The organism is Pseudonocardia sp. Ae505_Ps2, from assembly GCF_001932425.1.
Taxonomy (GTDB): Bacteria; Actinomycetota; Actinomycetes; order Mycobacteriales; family Pseudonocardiaceae; genus Pseudonocardia.
Genome location: NZ_MCIP01000001.1, coordinates 3,721,587 through 3,742,433 on the forward strand (window position 1 = coordinate 3,721,587; position 20,847 = coordinate 3,742,433).

Genomic DNA, 20,847 nt, shown 5'->3' on the forward strand with positions numbered 1-20,847 from the left:
ACGCGTCGTGCGCTTTTCGTAGAGCGCTTGTCGACGGCCGTGATCAGGGCTGGAGTGGCCCCAGACCGACGAGCTCCAGGGCCCGCCGGGCGGGTCCGGGCGACACCGTGATCCGCAGGCGGTGCCCACCGGCGGCCGCGCGGTCGCCCGCCTCGGCGAGCAGCGCGGCGCCGTTGCTCGCGACGTAGGCGGCGCCGTCCACGACCAGGTCGACCGACCCGGACGCGGCGAGCTCCAGCAGCCGGTCCCGCACGTCGCCGGCACCGGCGAGGTCGAGGTCGCCGTCGAGCAGCACCTGCACGACCCCGTCGCGGCGTCCGTGTGCGCGCAGCACGGTGGTCCGCCGGTCCTCCGACTCCCGCGGCCGGTGGACCGCCGCGGAGTGCGGCGCGGTGGGACGGGCCGTCGGGGCGATCCGCATGCGCACCGCCGTCCCGCCGTCGGTGTGCTCGATCTCGCTGCTGCTCGCGATCGCCCGGATCATCGCCAGACCGAGCCCGCGGTGGCCGGGGTCGCTCGGCGGCGGCCGCCATCGGCCGTCGTCGGAGACGCACGCGCTCACCCCGCCCGACGGCGTGTAGCCCAGGTGGAGCCGGACGTCACCGGGCGGGTCGAACCCGGCGTAGCCGTGTTCGACGCTGTTGGCGGCGGCCTCGTCGATCGCGCGGACCAGGTCGTCGCCGAGGTCCTCGCCCAGACCCACCTGGTCGGCCCAGCGCCGGACCCGGCGGCGCATGCCCCTCAGCTCCCGGGCGGACCCGGGGACGGTGAGGTCGATGTCGGGCGGCAGGACGCGGACGCAGACCAGCGCCGCGTCGTCGGTGTGCGCGGCGCCGGCCAGGGCCCGGTCGATGATCTGCCCGGCGAACTGCTCCGGCGGCAGCCCGGCCACCTCGGTGGCGATCCCGGCCAGCCGGTCCAGTCCGTCGTCGACGACCTCGCCGCGGCGCTCGACGAGCCCGTCGGTGTAGAGCACCAGCGTCTGCCCGGCGGCGATGGGGGCGACCCCCTCGCGGAAGGCTGGCCGGCCGCGGATCCCCAGGACGGGGTTGTGCCCGCCCGCGAGGTAGCCGCCGCCGTCCTCGTCGACGACCAGCACGGGCAGGTGTCCGGCCCGTGCCCAGCGCAACTCCCCGCGGCCGGGGTCGACGACCACGCAGGCCGCCGTCGAGTAGCGGGCGCCGGGGATCCAGGTCGCGAACTCGTCGAGCAGCTCCAGCGCGGACGCGGGGTCGCGACCCTGGCGGACGGCGCCGGAGAGGACGGTGCGCAGCTGGGCCATCACCGCGGCCGCGGCGACGCCCTGCCCGACGACGTCGCCGACCGACAGCCCGATCCGCCCGTCGCCGAGGTCGACGACGTCGTACCAGTCGCCGCCGGCCTCGGTGCCCGCGGCGCCCGCCTGGTAGCGCACCGCGATCTCCACGGTGTCGAGGTCGGGCAGCCGGATGGGCAGCAGCGTCCGCTGCAGGGTGTGCGCGACCTCCCGCTCGGCGCGGTAGAGCCGGGCGCGTTCGAGGGCCTGCGCGGCCGGGTCGGTCAGGGCGAGCAGGGTGGCGCGCTCGCTGGGTGGCAGCGGCCGCGGCGTCATGAACGCGGTCGCGATGACACCGACGGTGCGGGCGGCGGTGACCAGCGGGAGGGTGAAGACGGTCAGGTGGCCGAGGCGGTCGAGCAGCTCGGCCGTCTGCGGGTGGCGCTCGCGCCAGTCGGTGCCCGGTTCCAGCCACAGCGCGCGGGCCTCGCGGGCGGTCACCGCGGCCGGGATCGGCGAGCTCAGCGGCACCTCCTGCCACGCCTGCGGGTCGGCGACGTCGTGCAGGGCCAGCGCCCGCAGGTGCTGGGCGGTCGGGTCGAGCTCGTAGACCGCGATGCGGCAGGGGCCGAGCAGCGCCCGCAGGTGGGTGACGACGGTCCGGGCCACCTCGGTCGGGTCGGCGGCCGCCGACAGCTCGGCGGTGGCCTGCTGCAGCAGCGCCAGCCGGTCGGCGTTGGCCCGCTCGTCCGCGAGCAGCAGCGCGTTGTCGAGTGCGAGCGCGGCGCGGTCGGCGAGGTCGGTGACGAGCTCGATGTCGTCGGGGGCGTACGGCGTGGTCTGCGGGCCCCGCACCAGGACCAGGACGGCCAGCGTCCGGCCGCGCGCGGTCAGCGGGACCCCGACCGCGGAGCGCGCCGGGATGGCCGAGCCCGGGACCGTCGCGCCGGGGGCGGTGTCGTCCCACAGGACCGCGGCGCCCGCATCGAGCACCTGCCGGCCGAACGAGGTCTCGTCGGGGCGCTCGTCGAGCAGCGCCTCGGTCGTGGTGTCCGGAGCGGCCCCGGCGGCGCGGACGAGCTGCCCGGCCTCGTCGACGCGGCGGACCGTGCACACGTCGGCCAGCCGGGTCTCGACGAGCAGGGCGGTCAGGCGCCGCAGCCGGTGGTCGACGTCCTCGGCGGTGTCCAGCTCCCGGCTGAGCCGGGCGAGCAGCGCCTGGCGTTCGGACTCGCGGTAGCGCACGGTGATGTCGGTGCCGCTGCCCACCCAGCCGGTCACGGCCCCGTCGGCGTCGGTGTGCAGCGGGACGGCGTGCTCGAGGATCCAGCGGAAGGCGCCGTCGGCGCGGCGGAGCCGGTACTCGATCTGCCAGCCCGTCCCGGACGCGACCGCGCGGGAGAACCGGTTGCGGTAGCGCTGCCGGTCGTGCGGGTGCAGCCCGTCGGTCCAGCCGTCGTCGAGGTCGGCGGAGGCCTCCCGGCCGGTGAACTCCTGCCAGCCGGAGTTGACGTAGGTCCGCGCGCCGTCCGGGTCGGCGACCCAGATCAGGGCCGGTGCCAGGTCGGCCATCGCGGTGAACCGGGCCTCGGCCTCGCGGCGGACCCGCCCCAGCTTCAGGTGGGCGTTGCCCCGGGCCACGAGCTCGGCCGCGGAGAACGGCTTGACCAGGTAGTCGTCCGCACCGGCGCCCAGGCCCTCGATCGCGGCCTCCTCACCGGCGCGGGCGGAGAGCAGCAGGACCGGCACCCCGGCCGTCCGACGGTCCCCGCGCAGCGCTGCGAGCAGCTCCATGCCGTCGAGGACGGGCATCATGATGTCGGTGACGACGAGGTCCGGCGGGCGTTCCCGGGCCGCGGTCAGCGCGGACTTCCCGTCCTCGACGAGCTGGACCTCGTGCCGGTCGGCCAGCAGCCGCTGCAGGTACTCCCGCATGTCGGCGTTGTCGTCGGCGACGAGGATCCGGCCCGCGGAGGCCGGCGCGTCCGGACCCGCGACGCTCGCCGGGACGGGTGCCGGGGCCGGTGCCGGGTCGGGCAGCCAGCGCAGCGCCTCGCCGACGAACGCCTCCGACGTCGCGGTGGGTGCGCTCCCGGACGCGGTGTCGGCGACGCGGTCCGGATCGAGGTGCGCGGTGCCGGTCGGGATCCGGACGGTGAAGGTGGTGCCGGTGCCCGGTGTGCTCGCCGCGGTGATCGTCCCGCCGTGCAGGGTGACCAGCTCGCGGGTCATGGCGAGCCCGATGCCCGACCCCTCGGTCGAGCGGGCGCGGGTGCCGGCGATGCGGTGGAACCGCTCGAACAGCCGGGGCAGCTCCTCGGCGGGGATCCCGGCCCCGGTGTCGGCGCCGGTCAGCTCGACCGCGCTGTCGCCGTCGGCGCGCAGGGCGACCGCGACGCGGCCGTCCAGGGTGAACTTCAGCGCGTTGGACAGCAGGTTGAGGACGACCTTCTCCCAGGACTCCCGGTCGACGTGGACCGGGCAGGGCAGCGGCGGACAGTCCACCGTGTAGTCCAGCCCGGCGCGCTCCATCGCCGACCGGAACAGGCTGCTCAGCTCGGTGGTGAAGGCGGCGAGGTCGGTGGGCTCGAACGTCGCGCGCAGCCGTCCGGCCTGCAGCCGGGAGAAGTCGAGCAGCGTGGTGACGAGCCGTCCGAGGCGCAACGCGTTGCGGTGCACGACGTCGAGCTCCGCGGCGAGCCGGTCCGGCTCCGGCGGGGCGTCGCGCAGCTGCTCGACCGGTCCCATGATCAGTGTCAGGGGCGTGCGGAACTCGTGGCTGACGTTCGAGAAGAAGTCGGTCTTGGCGCGGTCGAGCTCGGCGAGCGCCTCCGCACGCTCACGCTCTGCCTCGTAGGCGCCCGCGGCGACCAGCGCGGCCTCGACCTGGCCCGCCAGGAGGTCGACGAAGGCCCGGTAGCGCTCGTCGAACAGCCGGAACGGGTTCAGTCCGACGACCAGTGCGCCCCGGATCAGGGTCTCGCCCTGCGCCCCGGCGAGCGGGACCAGCACGGCGTGCGACGGCGGCCGGTCCCAGGCGCCGCGGGGCAGCTCCGGCAGGTGGGCGGCGAGGTCGTCGACCACGGCCGTGCCGCCCTCGCGCACCGCGGCGAGCGGCCAGCCCGCCGGTTCGGCCACGGGCGCGTCCGGCGCGACGCCGGTGGAGCCGACCAGCCCGGTCCCGCCGTCCTCGGTGAACTCGTAGACCAGGGCGAACGGCAGGTCCTGCGGGTTGCGGGCCAGCGCCCGCCCGGCCGCGGAGTACACCTGCGCCCGGGTCCGGGTCGGCCCCAGGTCGGCGGCGAGGTCGCGCAGCGTCTGCATGCGGCGTTCGCTGAGCACGCGGTCGGTGTTCTCGGTGACCACGCAGAGCATCCCCGCGACGGCGCCGTCCTCGTGCAGCGGGCTGTAGGAGAAGGTGTGGTAGGTCTCCTCGAGGTAGCCGCTGCGTTCGAGGAACAGCAGGAGGTCCTCGCTCCAGGTGGCCCCTCCGCCGGCGAGCACCGACGCGATCATCGGGCCGACGTCGTCCCAGACCTCGGCCCACACCTCGCGGGCGGAGCGGCCGAGCGCCCACGGGTGCTTGTCGCGCAGCGTGTCGCGCCGGTAGGCGTCGTTGTAGAACATCGTGAGGTCAGGGCCCCACGCCATCCACATCGAGAACCGGGAGTCGAGCAGCATCCGGACGACGCTGCGCAGCTCGGGCGACCACTGCTCGGGCGGGCCGAGCGGGTGGGCGGACCAGTCGTGTGCTGCCATGGCGGCGTTGACCAGGTCCGGCGGCGGACCCGGGCGTGCGGGAGCGCGGTTCGGGCCGGGTGGGCCGTCGGTCCCCGCCGGACGCGGGCCCGGATCGTCCGCGTCGTCGTCGCCTCGCATGTGCCTCTTTCCCCGCCCCGTCGGAGCTCGACGAAATCTAGCCGACGACGGGCGGGAGCGCCCGGACCGTGCGCCCACCCGAACGCGTCGTCGGCCTACCGCCGGATGCCGGCGCGGAGCCGGTCCCAGGTGCCGGACGCGACGAGGGCACGGTCGGACGCGGGGAGCGGGGCCTCGGTGAGGAAGGCTCGGGCGTCGAAGTCGTGGGGTCCGTTGAACGGGTAGTCGGTCGCGTGCATGATCCGGTCGATGCCGACGACCTCGGCGCTCCACCGCAGGTAGCGGTGGCTGGCGATGCCGCCCGGAGTCACGAACACGTTGTCCCGCACGTAGTCGGCCAGCGGGCGGTCGAGCCCGGAGGCCCGGTCCAGCAGGGCACTGCGGTCGAGGAAGAACAGGACGGTCTCACCCCAGTGGCCCAGGACGACCTGCAGATCCGGGAACCGGTCGAACACTCCGGCCAGGACGAGCCGCAGCAGCGCGACACCGGTCTGGTGGTGCCAGCCGAGCCCGCCGGTGCGCAGGAGGCCGAATCCGTCGTAGTAGGCGTCGGTCACCGCGGGCGGCGGGACCGCGGGATGGAGGTGGATCGGCGCGCGCAGGTGCTCGGCGGCCTCGAAGATCGACCAGTACTTCTGGTCGTCGTGGAACACCCCGTCGGTGAGCGAGTGCAGCATCGCGCCGTCGAGCCCGAGCTCGGTGACGGCCCGTCCGAGCTCACGCGCGGCGGACTCGGGGTCGGGTGTGGCGAGCGTGGCGAAGCCCTGGAGACGATCGGGACGGCGGCGCACGGCGTCGGCGATGACGTCGTTCGTCGGGCCCTGCAGCGCGACGGCCTCGGCCCTGGGCAGGCTCTGCAGCCCGGGGGTGGTCAACGAGAGCACCGCGGTGTCGACGCCCGCGACGTCCATCGCGTGCAGCCGGTCCTCGCCGAGGTCGAGCAGCGGCGCCGTCACGGTCCCGGCGACGGTCCAGCGCAGCACCGGGTCGGTCAGGTCGGGATCGTGGCGGCGCCAGGCGGCGAGCACGTCGGCGGTCGCCATGTGCTCCTCCAGCGCGACGATCCGCGGGGTGGTCGGGGGCGCGTTCACCGGGACTCGATCCGGCCGAGGGGGCTGCCCGCGAACGCGGAGGACGCCTCGGACCACGCGGGATCGGCGGGATCGAGCGCGGTGCACAGGTAGGCGGTGCTCAGCTGCTGCAGGGCGGCGACCCGCTTGGGGTTCTCGTCGGTGGTCTCGGCGGCCTCGTAGCCGGGGATCCCGCCGAGCGAGTGCTCGGCGCCGTACAGCGTGAGCAGGGACTTCCCGGGCGGGCTGAGCCGGTACGGGTCCGCGCTCCACTGCGGGCCGCGGGTGGTCAGCGGGTTCGCGTCGGCGTCGCCCATGACGACGAGCGCGGGCCCGGCCATGGCGGAGAACTCGGCGTCCAGCCACGGGAGCTGCTCGATCACGCCGGGGGCGAGCGAGTCTCCGCCCCGGCCCGCCGTCGCCAGCAGGACGGCGGCCCGCACGCGGTCGTCGGAGAGATCGGTGACGTCGCCGGTGGCGGGGTCGCGGACCTGCAGGCCGAGCAGCATGCCCGCGGTCTGCCCGCCGAACGAGTGCCCGGCGGCGACGACGCGGTCGCGGTCGAGGCGTCCGTGCAGGGCCGGGGCCGCGGCCTCGACGGTGTCGAGCCCGTCGAGGATCCGGGTCATGTCCCGGACCCGGTGGCGCCACAGCTGCGGCCGGCGCGGGTCGTCCGGGGCGAGCCCGAGGGTGCGCGAGTCGAGGAACGTCGGCTGGATCACCGCGAACCCGTTCGCCGCCCAGTGGTCGGTGAGCGGGCCGTAGGCGCGCAGCGACGACCCGAAGCCGTGCGCGAACAGCAGGACCGGGACGGGGTCGTCGCCGACCGGGACCGACACGCGCAGCTGCAGGTCGGGACCGCGGTCCGGGGCGGGCAGCGTCACCGGTGCGACGGACAGGACGGGACTCATCGAGGTCACCCAACTTTCTAGAACGACTGTGCTAGGAATTATTCGTAGAACGATCGTGATAGAAAGTCAAGCCGACGAGGGGAGGGCGAGATGGTGGGACGACCGGTCGACCACCGGCGCCGCGCGGAGCTGCTGGACGCGGCGGTGGACCACGCGGCCGAGCAGGTGTTCACGGAGCTGTCGTTCCGGTCGGCCGCGGCCGCGCTCGGCGTGTCGACGACGACGTTGGTGCACCACTTCGGGACCAAGGAGCGGATGCTGGAGGCGATCCTGGAGCGGTTGCGCGAGCGCGTGGTCGTGGGCACGGCGACACTGGCCGGCCCGGGCGCGGGCCTCGCGACGGCGGCGCGCGCGGTGTGGGAGTGGAGCACCGACCCGCGCCGGGAGGCCACGTTCCGGCTCTTCTTCGCCGTCTACGGGCGGGCCGTGCAGTCGCCGGAGGCGTTCGCGGACTTCCTGGACCGGATCGGCGCCGAGTGGACGCTGTCGCTGCGTGCGGCGCAGGGGTCCGGCGTCGAGCCGGACGAGGCGGAGTCCCGGGCCACGCTGGTGGTCGCGACGATCCGTGGTCTGCTGCTGGACCTGCTCGCGGGGGGTGACCGGCGGCGGATCGAGCGGGCTGCGGAGCTGTTCCTGTCCGGCCTGGAGGACGGCTGAGCGATCCGAGCCTGCCCGGGAACAGGCGACGAGGAAACTAATCCGAGTCAGGATGATCTGAATCGGTACTATCTGGGACCATGGTCACGATGCCGGCGTTCTGGACCGATCCCCTCCCTGTCGCGAACCCCCCTGCCTCGATGAGGCTGTACCAGCTGCCGACGGGGACCTACCGCACCCGGGCCGCGCTCGCGGTCACCGGTGGGTCCTTCCGGGACGTGCGCGCGTTCGCCGCGACCGCCGTCCTCGTCAGCCACCCGCACGGCGATCTCCTGATCGACGCCGGCTTCGGTGCGCACGTCGGTGAGCACGTGAGGATGCTCGCCCGAGTGGAGCGGGCACCCCTCGAACTCGGCAGGACGGTCGCGCAGCAGTTCGACGACGCCGGCTACGACCGCTCCCGCCTCGCGGGTGTCCTGGTGACCCACGTGCACTGGGACCACGTCAGCGGTCTCGACTCGCTCCGGGTGCCGGTCTGGATCAACCGGGAGGAGTTGCGCTACGCGCGGAGCGACCCTCACGGAGCAGTCTTCCGCGCCGTGTCCGCGGGCCTGGAGATCCGTGAGTACGACCTCGACGGGCCCGCCCATCTCGGCTTCCCCGCGAGCTTCGACGTCCACGGAGACGGTTCGGTCGTCGTCGCCCTCGCCGCCGGGCACACCCGCGGCTCCGTCGTCGTGTTCGTGACCCTTCCCGACGGCGACCGGTACGCGTTCATCGGCGATCTGACCTGGCAGATCGACGGCATCACCCGCGGGGCCGAACGTCCCTGGCCGCTGCGGCGGATGGCCGACGTCGACGCGGACACCGTCAGGCTCGGTCTGCAGCGCAGCATCGCGCTGAGCAGGCTGATGCGGATCGTCCCCTCCCACGACGTCGGCGCCTACGACTCTCTCCCTCGGCTGACCGGCCCCGTCGCGCCCGCCGGTGCGTGAGACTGCAGTGGTGCAGCCGCCTTCCGACTCAGCGCTCCACTCGCGCCCCACCCTCGGGCCGGGGCCCGATTCCGAGCTGACCTGGCTCCTCCACCGAGCGGCGCAACGACTGCACACCGTGGTGGGGGCCGCCGCCGCGCGGCACGGACTCACCCTCCGTGACCACATCGTCCTCAGTGCGCTCCACAAGACGCAGGGGCTCACCCAGATCGAGCTCGGGCAGGCCCTGGGCGTGGACAAGACGACCATGGTCGCGGAGCTCGACCGGCTGGAGAAGGCGGGCCTGATCAGGCGAGAGGTCGACCCGCGCGACCGGCGCGCTCGCATCCCCGCACTCACCGATGCCGGCGATCGCCGTCGCGAGAAGATCGCCGTCGACGCCGCCGCCGCGGAGGAGGCCGCCGTGCAGAACATCGACCCGGCCTCGCTCACCTCCCTGCGCACCGTCCTCCACGCCATCATCACCACCGCCGACGACCCGGGATCGTGCATCTGAGCCGCGACGACCGATCGATGTCCGCGGCAGCTCCTCCGAGGCTCACGTGCGGGGCAGCGCCCCCAGGAGCGTCGTCAGCACCACGCTTCGCAGTGTCGCTCTCAGGTCGAGCTCCACGACGGCGAGTTCCGGTTCGTCCGCGTAGGCGGCGAGAACGGCGGCTGGTGGAGGAACGTAGGTCGACAGTGCTCCGGCCGACACGAGGGTCATGAAGCAGAACCGCTGTGCGCCGTCGTCGAGCTCGGGGAGGAAACGGGTCACCAGCATGCGCATGGTCGCCAACCGGGCCAGCGAGGACCGCTTGTGCCGTCGAACGACCTCCGTGGACACGTTGTGCTCCAGAACGCCGCCCTGGGCGGCGATGAGGTCGCAGAGCACGCTCTGCTCCGCCAGGGACCGACTGAGCACATCGGCGAGCCGATGCGCTCGTGTCGTCATCTCCTCCCGGCCGTCGGCGCCGGTCGCCAGCTGCTCCTCGAGTTCGGACAGCCATGCCCCGAAGAACCTGTCCAGCAGCTCGAGGAGCACCGCCTCGCGGGACTCGAAGTAGCGCAGCACGTTCGACTTCGCCAGGCCCACGCGCCGGCTGAGCTCGTTCAGCGCGAGGTCCGAGACGGGCATCTCCCGGAGCATCGCCGCAGCGGTGTCCAGGATCGCCGTCCGCCGGATCTCTCGCTGTTCCTCGCTGCGCGCTCGTTGGAACTCCACCCCGGCACCCTACTAAAGACCGCCAGTCTCTTGACAAGGGACCGGTGGTCTCCTAGCGTCTCCGGAGCAACAGACCGGCAGTCTCTTAGGGAGCGTCATGAACCAGCCCTGGACCGAACAGCACATCCCCGACCAGCACGGCCGGGTCGCCGTGGTCACCGGCGCCAACGTGGGCCTCGGCTTCGAGACGGCACGCATGCTCGCCGAACACGGAGCACGGGTCGTCCTCGCCGTACGCGACATCGAGAAGGGCCGGCAGGCCGCGGCACGCATGGGCGGGGACGTCGGCGTGCAGGCCCTCGATCTGACATCGCTGGAGTCCGTCTCCATCGCCGCCGCCGAGCTGCGCGCGACCTACCCTCGGATCGACCTTCTGATCAACAACGCCGGCGTCATGTACACACCGAAGCAGACCACCGCCGACGGCTTCGAGCTGCAGTTCGGAACGAACCATCTCGGACACTTCGCCCTCACCAACCTCCTCCTGGAGCGGCTCCTGCCCGTACCCGGCTCCCGCGTGGTCACCGTCAGCAGCACCGGCCACCGCATCCGCGCAGCGATCCACTTCGATGATCTGCAGTGGGAACGCTCGTACAGCCGCTCCGCCGCGTACGGCCAGTCCAAGCTCGCGAACCTGATGTTCACCTACGAGCTGCAACGACGACTTGCCCCCCACGGCACGACGCTCGCCGTCGCCGCCCACCCCGGCGTGTCCAACACCGAACTCGCCCGGAACACACCCGCGGCACTGCGTGTGCCCATGGGATGGCTGGCACCACTGCTCACACAGACACCCGAGATGGGCGCGCTCCCCACCGTCCGCGCCGCAACGGATCCCGGCGTACTCGGCGGGCAGTACTACGGCCCCGGCGGCCGAGGCGAGATCCGCGGATACCCGACGCTCGTCTCCTCCAGCGATGCCTCGCACGACCATGCGGTACAGCAGCGGCTGTGGACCGTGTCGGAGGAGCTCACCGGGGTGAGCTTCCCCGTGGCGGCGGCAGGTCGCTGAACCCGACCACACCGGCGTCACCGGGCTGCCCTCGGTGGGCTCGCGGTCATGTCCGGAGCGACCGTGAACGACCCCATCGCCGAGCTCGTCGCGTGCCGGGACTGCGGCCGGGACTGCCTGCTGCAGGTCGCGGACCTCTGCGCCGACTGCATCGCCAGGATCGGCACCGCCGCCGACGACGCCGACTACCGCGCCTGGCGGACGGAGAACGAGCGCCGTGTGGTCACCGGGGAGCTGACCGGCGCGATCTGACCGGCGCGATCCGACCGAGGCGATCCGACCGGGGCGATCCGACCGCCCCGGTACGTCCCGCTCCGGTCAGCGGATCGCGGTCGCGTTCGGTGGCGAGCCGACGCCCCCGACGAGGTGCAGCGGCTTGACCACCGTCAACGACGTCCAGCCGCCCCCGGCGCGGCTGTCGGCGACCAGCGCGTCGAGGTTCCACAGCTCGCCCAGGACCACGCCGAGCTTGGCGATGAGCTCCTGGTGCATCATCCCGGCGTCCTCGGGGGCGGTCCCGGTGAACGGGCTGCCCGGGTCCACCGGCAGCACCTCGACGGCGAAGGTGTCGGTCGCGAACACCGCGACCCGGTGGTCCCAGATCCAGCGCGGCAGCTCGTGCGACTGGCGGAACCCCGTGGCGCGGCGCGCGGACCGGACCTCGGCGCGCAGCTCGTCGTCGGCGTCGAGGAACCAGCGGGCCCAGCCGGTGTGGACCAGGACGAGATCGCCCGGCCGGACCTGCTCGCCCTGGCGCGCCAGCGCACGGTCCAGGACGTCGGCGTCGAGCGCGGGCCCGGCCCGGTGGTCCAGCGGGGTGCCCTCCTCGGCGAGCAGCCCCGCCACGTCGATCAGCAGCCCGCGCCCGACGATCGGCTTCTCCGCCCAGCGCTGCACGCCCAGGGCGGGGCCGCCCGCGACGATCGCCGCGTCGGGGACGCCGTCGTAGAAGCCGTACCCGGACGCCCGCCGGTGCCGCAGACCGTCGACCTGCGACGTGGCCTGCAGGTAGAACCCGTGCAGCACGTCGTCGCGGGCCTGCGCGTGGGCGGAGAGGATCTCGTGTCGGGGCGCGGACCGGGCCCGCGCCATCGGCGGGTCGAACGCGTCGAGGGCGTGGTCGAGGCCGAACACGGCGCCGCGGGTGACCACCGCGGCGCTGGCCCGGACCTCGTCGGCGCCGGCGAAGTTGGCGGTGCCGCGCTCGGGATCGGTGGTGAAGACGCCCCAGCTCGCCCCGGGCGGACGGCGCCCGGCCAGCTCGGCGTGGGTGGGCACCTCCCACCGGGGCGGCGGCTCAGTCATCGTCGGCCACGTCGTCGCCGTGGCCGGGGCCCTGCCAGTAGGACAGGACGAACGACAGCAGGCCCGCCGCGGAGGCGCCGCCGAAGGCGTAGGGCGCCATCGTCCTCGCCCAGGCCCGGGCGGCGGTCGCGTCGCCGAGGCCGAGCAGTGCGGTCTGGCCCACCACGATCACCAGGCCGGCGAGCAGGAAGAACACCACCGTCAGGGCGAACAGGAACGTCGTGACCTTCGCCGCGGTACCGGTGGCGGGGTCGGAAGAGATCGTCGTCGAACTCATGGGTGTCTCCGATACGGGCGGGTCAGACCGGGAGCAGGCCGGTCGCGATCAGGACGCCGATCCCGAGGATCGGCAGGCAGTAGTACGTGAGCAGCGGGACGAACGTCTTCACCGGGTCGACGCGGGCGATGCCGGCGGCGACGTAGATCGGTGCCCCGGACGGCGGTGAGGCACCCTCGGTGGAGGCGAACACGAGCACCGCGGCGGCGGCGACCGGGGCGGGGATGCCCGCCCCGGCGAGCGCGATCACCGCGACCGGCCCGACCGCGGCCATGGTGGCGCTCGCGGTCAGCGGGATCGCGATGGCGACAATGATGACGCCGATCGCGATGGCCATGATCCAGCCGGGTGCGTCCAGCCCGGCGAGCACCGACTCGAGCTGCTCGGCGAGCCCGAGCTCGCCCAGCAGGTTCGCCGCGGAGAACGCCGCGACGATGGTGATGCCGATGACGCCGAAGGACGGCGCGGCCTTGCCGATCGCGGTCCACCAGCCCGAGGTGGTGCGGGGCAGGTGCTTCCGGCCGAGCACGAGGACCAGCACGATCATCAGCACCGGGATCCAGGTGATCAGGCTGATCACGTCGGGCATCGTGTACGGCTGGGCGGCCAGGGTGGTGCCGTCGGCCAGCTCGACCGGCTTCTTCATCGCGTCGGAGACACCGGAGTAGGAGCCGAGCGCGTCGGCGACCGGACCCCGGGTGAGCAGCAAGGGCACGAGGATCGGCCCGAACAGCAGCAGCGAGGTCCACCCGGAGCGCAGGCTGCGCCCGAACGGGATCCGGTCCTCGGCGGCGATCGGCTGGATGCCGTTGCGGCGCACGAGGAACCACGAGAGGACGAACCGGTAGCCCAGGCACCAGAGTCCGGCGATCGCGAGCGGCTTCACGATCTCGTCGGGCTGCATGACGCCCTGCGCGGCCAGCCCGCCGACCAGGATGAACATGGTGGCCGAGAAGGGGAAGGTGACGCCCATGCCGGCACCACCGGCGACGACGGTCGCGGCCAGCTCGGGCCGCACCCCCGAGCGCTTCATCCACGGCACCGTGACCGAGCCGACCGCCGCGGTGACCGCGGCGCCGACGTGGGCGATGGCACCGAAGATGCCGCCGGCCGCGGTGGCGGTGTAGACCGGCCCTCCGCGCAGCCGCCCGAGCACCGAGTTGAGCAGGTCGATCAGCTTGTCCAGGACCGGGGTGCGGGTCAGCAGGTAGGACATGAACACGAACGCCAGACCGGCGAAGGTGACCTCCTCCTGCAGCGCGTCCAGCACCGATCCGGAGATGGCCGACCAGGCCGATCCGCCGTCGACGGTGCCGCCGAACAGGACGAACGCACAGACGGCCACGAACCCGAGGATCATGGCCTCGCCGATGTTGCGCTTGAACACCGCGTTCCAGACGATGATCACGCCGACGAACGCGACCAGCGCCCACACGGCTGTCATCGGGCCGGCTCCGCGAGGATCGCGGCACGGCGGCCGGCCTCGTCGGCCTCGACCGCGCGGCCGCCCAGCAGGCTCGCCGCGGCCTCGGCGGCCGGGACGACGATGACGCCGTCGTCGTCGCCGACGATCAGGTCACCGGGGTGCACCACGACACCGCCGACGGCCACCGGCACGTCGACCTGGCCGGGGCCGTTCTTGTAGGGGCCGGCCGGGATGACCGCACGGGCCCAGGCGGAGAAGCCGATCTTCTCCAGCTCGACGACGTCGCGCAGGGCGCCGTCGACGACGATCCCGGCCACGCCACGCTTCTTCGCCCGCTCGGCCATGAGCTCGCCGAGCAGCGCGCGGGTGGTGTCGCCGTGCCCGTTCACGACGAGGACGTCCCCGGCCCGGCAGCGGTCGAGCGCCCGGTGCAGGGCCAGGTTGTCCCCGGCGCGGACCCACACGGTGCGGGCGCGGCCCACCGCGCGGACACCGCGCCAGAGCGCGTGGATGCCGCCGTCCATCATGCCCATACGCTCGCGGGCGTCGCCGATGTTGGCCACCGCCAGTCCGGCGTAGGCCGCCAGCAGGTCGTCGCCGGGGGCGAGGGCGGCGTCGGCGCGGTCGCGGTGCAGCTCGGCCGCCGCCGAGATCATGACCGGCCGCACGCCGAGGGAGTCCAGCAGCTCGGCCGACGCCACGGACTCGGCGGCCCGGCGGTCGGCGTGCTTGAGGGTGCCGTCGTGCAGGCGCTCGGTGGTCTCGTGACCGCCGGCGAGGGCGTCCGCGATCTGGCCACGCACCCAGTCCTCGGCGTCCGCGGCCGCGCCGGCGGCCACCGACTCGACGATCAGCGCGCCGAGGCCCTTCATGAAGCTGCTGCGCAGCAGCTTGCGCACCGAGGCCGCTCCCGGCTCGCCGCCGATGTCCTCGACCGGCGCGCCCAGGGCACGGAAGACCTCCGCGGCCCGCGCCGACGCCACGCCGCTGACCACGACACCGGTCGCGGCACCGTGCTCGGGCACCGAGCCGACGACCGCCACGTCGGCGAAGCGGTGCGGGCCGACGAGCTCGGCCGTCGCCCGCTTGGCGTCGGGGGCCATCGAGTTCATGTCGACGAACACCGCTCCGGGGGGCAGGTGCGCGGCGACCGACTCGGCCGCGGACCGGGCGACCTTCCCGCCGACCAGGCTCAGGACGAGCTCGGCGTCCCGCACGGCCTCGGCGGGGGAGTCGGCCCGCCGCGCGCCGTCGGGGGTCGCGGTGTTCGCGGGGTCGTACCCGGTCACGTCCCAGCCGCGGGCCACGAGCCCCGCCGCGTAGAGCGCCCCGGCCTCGCCGAGTCCCAGCACTGTCGTACGCACGCTGCCTCCTTGCAGGTTTACCGCAGAGTGATAAGCACTCTCGCACTATGGAGAGTGTGTGCACGGAGCGGTAATCTGTCAACGGGCGATGTGTCGGACGCTGAGCGCGGCCTACCACTGTGTGAGAATCGCGGGTGTGGTGGCGGAGAGCAGTGAGCAGGCCCGGGGCGAGCGGTCCACCTCGACCATGCGGTCGCTGGAGCGCGCGATCGACGTGTTGGAGGTCCTCGACGACGCCCGTCAGCCGCTGCGCCTCACCGAGATCGCCCGGCGGGCCGGGCTGCCCGTGGCGACCGCCCAGCGGATCCTCACCGTGCTGGAGGCACGCGACCGGGTCGAGCGCGACAGCACCGGCTACCGGCCCGGCGTCGCCCTGACCTTCGGGGCGCACGCCTACCTGGCGACGAACCCGTTGCTGCGCGCGGCGAGCCCGGTGCTGCTCGACCTGGCGGCCGAGACAGGCCTGACGGCGTCGCTGTTCCGCGAGTACCGGGACACCCGGGTGGTGCTCACCCGGGCACACGGGATCCGCCGGCTGCGCTACGAGCTCCCGATCGGGGCCCGGCTGCCGCTGCACGTCGGTGCCGGGAAGGTGCTTCTCGCCCAGCGCCGCCCCGAGGACGTGACGGCGGTGCTGGCCCGGGCGGCCGAGGCGGGGGAGCAGGTCGACGAGGTTGCCCTGGCCGCCGACCTCGACGGCATCCGCGAGCGTGGCTACTCGGTGGCGCGCGGCGAGCGGGAGCCCGGCGTCGCCAGCGTCGCGGCGGCGGTGCCCCTGGGCGGGGAGGTGCGCGCCGCGGTGCAGGTCGCCGGGTACATCGACGACATCCCGGAGGACCGCACCGCGGCGCTGGGCACGGAGGTCCGGCGGGCCGCCCTGGCGATCGGGCGGTCGCTGCCCGAGCCCTGAGCGGCCGTGGTCAGCCCGCCGGGACCGGCGCCGCCGTGCCCCGCGCCGGGGCGCCCGGGACCGTGGTGACCGGGACCGTGGTGACCGACGCCGCCGGGTTCCCGCCCCAGACGCCGCCCGCGCCGACGCGCTCGCCCTTCATCAGGAACGAGTCCGGGGCCAGCACCGCACCGTCGCCGACGACCGTGTCGTAGTGGACGAACACCCCGGCACCGAGCACACAGCCGTCGCCGATCCGGATGTGGTCGGCCTTGAAGACGCCGTCCTCCATCGAGTGCGCCTGCAGGATCACCCCGGCACCGAGCACGGTGTCGTCGCCGATCGCGACCAGGGTCTTCTCGCTGATCGCGGCGCCGTCGTCGAACACCCGACGGCCCACCCGGACCCCGAGCAGCCGCCAGACGAGTGGCTTGAGCGGGGTGCCGTTGAGCAGCGACGGCTGGATGCTCAGCTTCCAGAACCGCTCGTGCCACCAGAAGTAGCGGTCGTAGATCGAGCAGTGCTGCGGCTGCAACCGCCGGAACCCGGTCGCCGCCCGTTCGACGAGCACGCCGACGGCCAGGTCGGCGAGCCCACCGGCCAGGGCGCCGCCGGCGATCGCGAGCGGGCCCGCGGTCGCCAGGAAACCCGCCGCCACCAGCCCGACGGTCAGCAGCACGTGCAGCCGTACCCAGGTGACCAGCAGGAACAGCGCCATCGTGGCCAGGTTGTGCCGGTCCTTCGCGGCGAGCCTGCGGCGCAGCCGCTCCCCGGTGACGGCGAGCCGCGGGTCCTCGGGGCGGGCCCGGGGGATCTCGAACGCGGGCGAGCCGAGCAGGCCGACGTCGCGCCGGCGCGGCCCGTCGGTGGGGATCATGGTCTTGGTGCCGACCAGGCAGCCGTCGCCGATCCGGTCGCCGGCCGGGACGGTCAGGACGTTGCCGAGGAAGCAGTCCGCGCCGAGACCGACCGGCACGGTCCGGAACGAGGTGCTGGTGAACTCCGCGGTCCGCAGGAACACCCCGTCGGAGAGCATCGTGTTCGGCCCGATCGTCACCAGGTTCGGCACCTCGTGGGCGATGTCGGCACCGACGTTCGAGCCGGTCTGGCCGCCGCGGGCGATCCGGTAGCCGATCCGCCGCAGGTAGCCGACGACGAAGGAGCTGTCCCCGAACAGCTGGACGAACAGCGGCACGTTGCTCAGCCGCGCGACCGTGCGGTGGCACCAGTACGCGGCGCCGTAGAGCCGGTGCACGCGGCCGGGTCGCAGCAGCGGCCAGAGCAGCCGCGGCACCAGGGTGACCACCAGTAGACCGGCCACCAGCGCGGCGGCACCCGCGGCCAGCGACAGTCCGAGCCCGAGCGGGCTCACCGCCAGAGCGAGCAGGTCGCCGGGGTCGCGCCCGTCGACCAGCGCGGTGACCCGCGGCCCGTCGTCCAGCACGGCGACGGCGAGGGTCACCGTCGCGGGCCCGGCCAGGAACAGGGTGAGCAGCTGGACGGTCGCGAACACCGCCCGGCGGGCGGTCGAGCAGCGGGCCGGATCCGGGCCGCGGAAGTCCGACGTCGTCGGGACGGCCGGTGAGCCGTGCGCACGGGTGCCGTCGGGGATCCGGGCGCCCCGCGGCAGCGACGACGCGTGCCCCAGCTGGGCGTCGTCGCCGACGACGCTGTCGATGTCGAGGACGGTCGCGTCGGACACGACCGCGCCGCGGCCGATCGTGACCGGCCCGGTGACGATCCGGCCGCGCTCCACCCGGTAGCCGGTGAACGAGCTGCGCGACCGGACGACCGCGCCGTCGCCGATGGAGATCAGGTCGGTGCAGACTGGGACGGTGCGGGAGAACACGACCGCCCCGCGCCCCACCCGGGCCCCGAGCGCGCGCAGGTGCAGCAGGTAGAGCGGTGAGCCGGCGAACAGCACCATCGGGCTGGTCCGCACCAGCGTGGCGACGACCCAGAACCGCAGGTGCGCCGCGCTCCACAGTGGGATCTCCCCGGCCCGCCAGCGCCCGACGAGCAGCCACTTCGCCAGCACCGGCACGAGCGTGAGCAGCAGGAACGTCGCGACGAGCGCGGCGCCGGACCGCTCGAACAGGTCGAGCAGGCCGGTCGCGAGGTCCATCCACTCGATGTCGGCCCAGGCGACCACGGCGCCGGCGGCCAGACCGAGCAGCAGCACGAGCACCTGCACCGTCCCGCACAGGAGGTGCCGCGCCCGGCCCACCGGCGGGGGAGCGGCGGGGGCGACGGCCGGTGTCGTGCCGACGGTGCCGGGCCCGGTCCGGTCGAGCAGCGCGGCGAGCGAGCGCACCGTGGGGTGCTGGTAGAGCACCCGCATCCCGACCGGGCAGGACGGCCCGCGCCGGTGGCGGACGAGCGCCGCGAACTGGGCGAGCGCGAGGGAGTCCGCACGTAGGTCGTCGACCAGGTGGCTCTGCACGGACACCTCGGCGAGCCCCAGGGACTCCCCGAGCAGCGCCGCGAGCTCGGCCTCGGTCGCCGTCGCCGGTGCGACGACCGGTGCCGACGACGCCGTGCCCCGCCCGCTCGGCGCGGGCAGCGCCGCCCGGTCGACCTTGCCGCTGGTCGTGGTCGGCAGGGCGGGCAGGTGCTCGTAGCAGGCGGGGACCATGTGCGCGGGCAGTCGCGCCCGCAGCCCGGCGGCGACCTCGTGGTCGTCGATGCGCAGGCCGGGACCGGTGCAGTAGTAGGCGACCAGCTCCGGCACCGAGGGCCGCACCTCGTGCACGGTCACCGCGGCGGCGGCGATGCCGGGCAGGTCGGCGAGCACCGACTCGATCTCGGAGAGCTCGACGCGGAACCCGCGGATCTTGACCTGACCGTCGGCCCGGCCGACGAAGCTCAGTCCCTCCGGGTCGGCCCGCACGAGGTCGCCGCTGCGGTAGGCCCGCTGCGGGCCGAGCGCGGGGACCGGGGAGAAGCGGTCGCGGTCCTTGTCGCGGTCCAGGTAGCGGGCGGTGCCGACACCGGCGATCACCAGCTCACCGACCTCACCGGACCCGACCGGCGCGCCCGTCGCCGGGTCGAGGACCGCGAGCCGCCACCCCGCGAGCGGCAGCCCGATGCGGACGGGGCCGTCCTCGGTCAGCCGGGCGGCGCAGGAGACGACGGTGGCCTCGGTGGGGCCGTAGGTGTTCCAGACCTCCGGGCAGGCCCGGGCCAGCCGGTGTGCCAGCGGCTCGGAGCACGCCTCGCCACCCAGGATCAGCAGCCGGACCGCGCGGAGCTGCTCGGCGGTCCACAGCGCCGCCAGCGTCGGCACGGTCGAGACGACGGTGATCCCCAGCTCGACGAGCCGGTCCCCGAACTCGGCGCCGGAGCGTACGAGCGCGCGCGGCACCGGGAGCAGACAGGCACCGTGCCGCCAGGCCAGCCACATCTCCTCGCAGGAGGCGTCGAAGGCGACCGACAGCCCGGCGAGGACCCGGTCGCCGGGGCCGAGCGGACGGTCCCGGGCGAACAGGCGGGCCTCGGCGTCGACGAACGCGGCGGCGCTGCGGTGGGTGACCGCGACGCCCTTGGGCGTGCCGGTGGAGCCGGAGGTGAAGATGACCCAGGCGTCGTCGCGGACGTCCGGGCCGCGCGAGGGGACGCGGCGCGGGTGCACCGGCCCGGGCACGATCCGCCCGCCGGCCTCGACCACGGCACACACCGCGGCCTCGGTGAACACGGTGCGTGCGCGCTCGTGCGGGTCGTCGGCGTCGACCGGGACGTAGGCGGCGCCGCGGCGCAGGACCGCGAGGATCGCCACGTACAGGTGCGGGGTGCCCGACGGCACCCGGATCCCGACCCGGTCGCCGCGGCCGACCCCGCAGGCGGCGAGCCGGGCGGCGGTCCGCTCGACGGCCGCCCGCAGCCCTGCGTAGTCGAGCCGGACTCCGCCGGTGTCCAGGGCCGGGGCGTGCGGGTGGTCGGCGACGGTGCGGGTGAAGACGTCCCACAGCGTGCGGGGCGGCGCGGGGGGTGCGCCGGTCAGGACGCTCCCGTGGGTCGCGTGCCGTCCCGGCGCCGCGGGCAGGCGGACGGTGACCCCGCCGAACGGGTCCCGCGGCGGGGAGCCCGGCCGCAGGGGAATCGTGCCGGGACCGAACTGCGACACCGAAGCCCTCCAGAAACGTCGTCGAACGGCCGGAGACTGAGGTGTTCTCAGTAGCGGGGTGGCAGGTCGTGGCGACACGCCGAGGGTGGTGAGATGAGCGGGAACGGGGCAGGACCCCGGTAGATCGGTTCGGTCCAGCACAGATCGACACCGTCACCGAGGTCCTGCATGTCTGATCCTGTCACCTACACCGCTGTCCTCCCGATCGGGGAGCGCACCGTGGCCTATCTGGCGCGGCTCCTGGTCCTTCAACGCCGTCGACGTGGCACCCGGCGGCGGGCGTTGACCCCGTTCGCCCAGGCAGTGCTGGTGATCCGCTGGTTCTGTGATGCTACCCGGGTCCGATGTTCGGCCGGTGACAACGCGATCAGCACTGCAACGGCCTACCGTTACCTGCACGAAGGCATCGACGTCCTCGCCGCGGCCGCACCCGGCCTGCACGGAGCCCTGCTCGCCGCCCGCACAGCCGGGCACACCCACGTGAATCTCGACGGCACCCTGATCGCCACCGACCGGTGCCGCGCGCTCGGCCTCACCCCC

Annotated in this window: 15 protein-coding genes and 1 pseudogene; 7 read left to right on the forward strand and 9 right to left on the reverse strand. The window is 74.2% G+C overall.

All coding sequences use genetic code 11. The features are described 5' to 3' along the window. Positions 1-43: 43 nt before the first annotated feature. The 3 genes from Ae505Ps2_RS17835 to Ae505Ps2_RS17845 all read right to left on the reverse strand — a co-directional run bounded on the left by Ae505Ps2_RS17835 (position 44) and on the right by Ae505Ps2_RS17845 (position 7,115). Positions 44-5,134 carry a SpoIIE family protein phosphatase gene (locus tag Ae505Ps2_RS17835; RefSeq protein WP_075553795.1) on the reverse strand — a complete coding sequence of 1,697 codons (5,091 nt, stop codon included), beginning with the start codon at positions 5,132-5,134 and terminating at the stop codon, positions 44-46. Positions 5,135-5,229: 95 nt separating this feature from the next. Next, positions 5,230-6,225: an amidohydrolase family protein gene (locus Ae505Ps2_RS17840; RefSeq protein WP_233147487.1), complete on the reverse strand. Its 996-nt coding sequence runs from the start codon at positions 6,223-6,225 to the stop codon at positions 5,230-5,232. Continuing rightward, entirely contained in the window at positions 6,222-7,115 is an 894-nt protein-coding gene (locus Ae505Ps2_RS17845; RefSeq protein WP_139318670.1) for an alpha/beta hydrolase, read from the reverse strand. The genes Ae505Ps2_RS17840 and Ae505Ps2_RS17845 overlap by 4 nt, the downstream gene beginning before the upstream one ends. Before the next feature lie 90 nt (positions 7,116-7,205). Between Ae505Ps2_RS17845 and Ae505Ps2_RS17850 the strand changes: the two genes are divergently transcribed. The 3 genes from Ae505Ps2_RS17850 to Ae505Ps2_RS17860 all read left to right on the forward strand — a co-directional run bounded on the left by Ae505Ps2_RS17850 (position 7,206) and on the right by Ae505Ps2_RS17860 (position 9,203). Further along, positions 7,206-7,772: a TetR/AcrR family transcriptional regulator gene (locus Ae505Ps2_RS17850; RefSeq protein WP_075553796.1), complete on the forward strand. Its 567-nt coding sequence runs from the start codon at positions 7,206-7,208 to the stop codon at positions 7,770-7,772. Positions 7,773-7,912: 140 nt separating this feature from the next. Next, complete coding sequence (locus Ae505Ps2_RS17855) at positions 7,913-8,707, forward strand: MBL fold metallo-hydrolase (protein ID WP_083702296.1); 795 nt, start codon at positions 7,913-7,915, stop codon at positions 8,705-8,707. Between the two features lie 10 nt (positions 8,708-8,717). Then, entirely contained in the window at positions 8,718-9,203 is a 486-nt protein-coding gene (locus Ae505Ps2_RS17860; RefSeq protein WP_075311537.1) for a MarR family transcriptional regulator, read from the forward strand. Positions 9,204-9,245: 42 nt separating this feature from the next. Here Ae505Ps2_RS17860 and Ae505Ps2_RS17865 read toward each other — a convergent pair whose 3' ends face one another. Then, on the reverse strand, positions 9,246-9,911 hold the full coding sequence (locus Ae505Ps2_RS17865) for a TetR/AcrR family transcriptional regulator (protein WP_075305596.1): 666 nt from the start codon (positions 9,909-9,911) through the stop codon (positions 9,246-9,248). A gap of 97 nt (positions 9,912-10,008) precedes the next feature. Between Ae505Ps2_RS17865 and Ae505Ps2_RS17870 the strand changes: the two genes are divergently transcribed. Further along, the gene (locus Ae505Ps2_RS17870; RefSeq protein ID WP_075305597.1) at positions 10,009-10,923 is read left to right on the forward strand and encodes an SDR family NAD(P)-dependent oxidoreductase; all 915 of its coding nucleotides are present in this window, start codon (positions 10,009-10,011) and stop codon (positions 10,921-10,923) included. 63 nt (positions 10,924-10,986) lie between these two features. Continuing rightward, positions 10,987-11,175, forward strand: a complete 189-nt coding sequence (locus Ae505Ps2_RS17875; RefSeq protein WP_139320184.1) for a hypothetical protein — start codon at positions 10,987-10,989, stop codon at positions 11,173-11,175. A 66-nt stretch (positions 11,176-11,241) separates the two neighbouring features. Here Ae505Ps2_RS17875 and Ae505Ps2_RS17880 read toward each other — a convergent pair whose 3' ends face one another. The 4 genes from Ae505Ps2_RS17880 to Ae505Ps2_RS17895 are packed head-to-tail and all read right to left on the reverse strand — an operon-like array spanning position 11,242 to position 15,295. Beyond that, complete coding sequence (locus Ae505Ps2_RS17880; RefSeq protein ID WP_170917057.1) at positions 11,242-12,228, reverse strand: cyclase family protein; 987 nt, start codon at positions 12,226-12,228, stop codon at positions 11,242-11,244. Beyond that, positions 12,221-12,505 carry a hypothetical protein gene (locus Ae505Ps2_RS17885; RefSeq protein ID WP_075305599.1) on the reverse strand — a complete coding sequence of 95 codons (285 nt, stop codon included), beginning with the start codon at positions 12,503-12,505 and terminating at the stop codon, positions 12,221-12,223. The genes Ae505Ps2_RS17880 and Ae505Ps2_RS17885 overlap by 8 nt, the downstream gene beginning before the upstream one ends. 22 nt (positions 12,506-12,527) lie before the next feature. Beyond that, positions 12,528-13,949, reverse strand: a complete 1,422-nt coding sequence (locus Ae505Ps2_RS17890) for a TRAP transporter large permease subunit (RefSeq protein WP_043280466.1) — start codon at positions 13,947-13,949, stop codon at positions 12,528-12,530. After that, complete coding sequence (locus Ae505Ps2_RS17895; RefSeq protein ID WP_075305601.1) at positions 13,946-15,295, reverse strand: NAD(P)-binding domain-containing protein; 1,350 nt, start codon at positions 15,293-15,295, stop codon at positions 13,946-13,948. The genes Ae505Ps2_RS17890 and Ae505Ps2_RS17895 overlap by 4 nt, the downstream gene beginning before the upstream one ends. 139 nt (positions 15,296-15,434) lie before the next feature. Here Ae505Ps2_RS17895 and Ae505Ps2_RS17900 point away from each other — a divergent pair, with 139 nt between their 5' ends. Then, positions 15,435-16,205 carry an IclR family transcriptional regulator gene (locus tag Ae505Ps2_RS17900; RefSeq protein ID WP_158071475.1) on the forward strand — a complete coding sequence of 257 codons (771 nt, stop codon included), beginning with the start codon at positions 15,435-15,437 and terminating at the stop codon, positions 16,203-16,205. A 10-nt stretch (positions 16,206-16,215) separates the two neighbouring features. Here Ae505Ps2_RS17900 and Ae505Ps2_RS17905 read toward each other — a convergent pair whose 3' ends face one another. Beyond that, the gene (locus Ae505Ps2_RS17905; protein WP_075553798.1) at positions 16,216-20,307 is read right to left on the reverse strand and encodes a Pls/PosA family non-ribosomal peptide synthetase; all 4,092 of its coding nucleotides are present in this window, start codon (positions 20,305-20,307) and stop codon (positions 16,216-16,218) included. Positions 20,308-20,475: 168 nt separating this feature from the next. Here Ae505Ps2_RS17905 and Ae505Ps2_RS33510 point away from each other — a divergent pair. Beyond that, positions 20,476-20,847, forward strand: a pseudogene (locus tag Ae505Ps2_RS33510) (IS5/IS1182 family transposase); the annotation flags it as partial.

Coding starts and splice junctions, on each gene's coding strand:
- Ae505Ps2_RS17835 (WP_075553795.1), bottom strand. CDS start 5,134: ATGCGAGGCGACGACGACGCGGACGATCCGGGCCCGCGTCCGGCGGGG.
- Ae505Ps2_RS17845 (WP_139318670.1), bottom strand. CDS start 7,115: ATGAGTCCCGTCCTGTCCGTCGCACCGGTGACGCTGCCCGCCCCGGAC.
- Ae505Ps2_RS17850 (WP_075553796.1), top strand. CDS start 7,206: ATGGTGGGACGACCGGTCGACCACCGGCGCCGCGCGGAGCTGCTGGAC.
- Ae505Ps2_RS17855 (WP_083702296.1), top strand. CDS start 7,913: ATGAGGCTGTACCAGCTGCCGACGGGGACCTACCGCACCCGGGCCGCG.
- Ae505Ps2_RS17870 (WP_075305597.1), top strand. CDS start 10,009: ATGAACCAGCCCTGGACCGAACAGCACATCCCCGACCAGCACGGCCGG.
- Ae505Ps2_RS17880 (WP_170917057.1), bottom strand. CDS start 12,228: ATGACTGAGCCGCCGCCCCGGTGGGAGGTGCCCACCCACGCCGAGCTG.
- Ae505Ps2_RS17885 (WP_075305599.1), bottom strand. CDS start 12,505: ATGAGTTCGACGACGATCTCTTCCGACCCCGCCACCGGTACCGCGGCG.
- Ae505Ps2_RS17890 (WP_043280466.1), bottom strand. CDS start 13,949: ATGACAGCCGTGTGGGCGCTGGTCGCGTTCGTCGGCGTGATCATCGTC.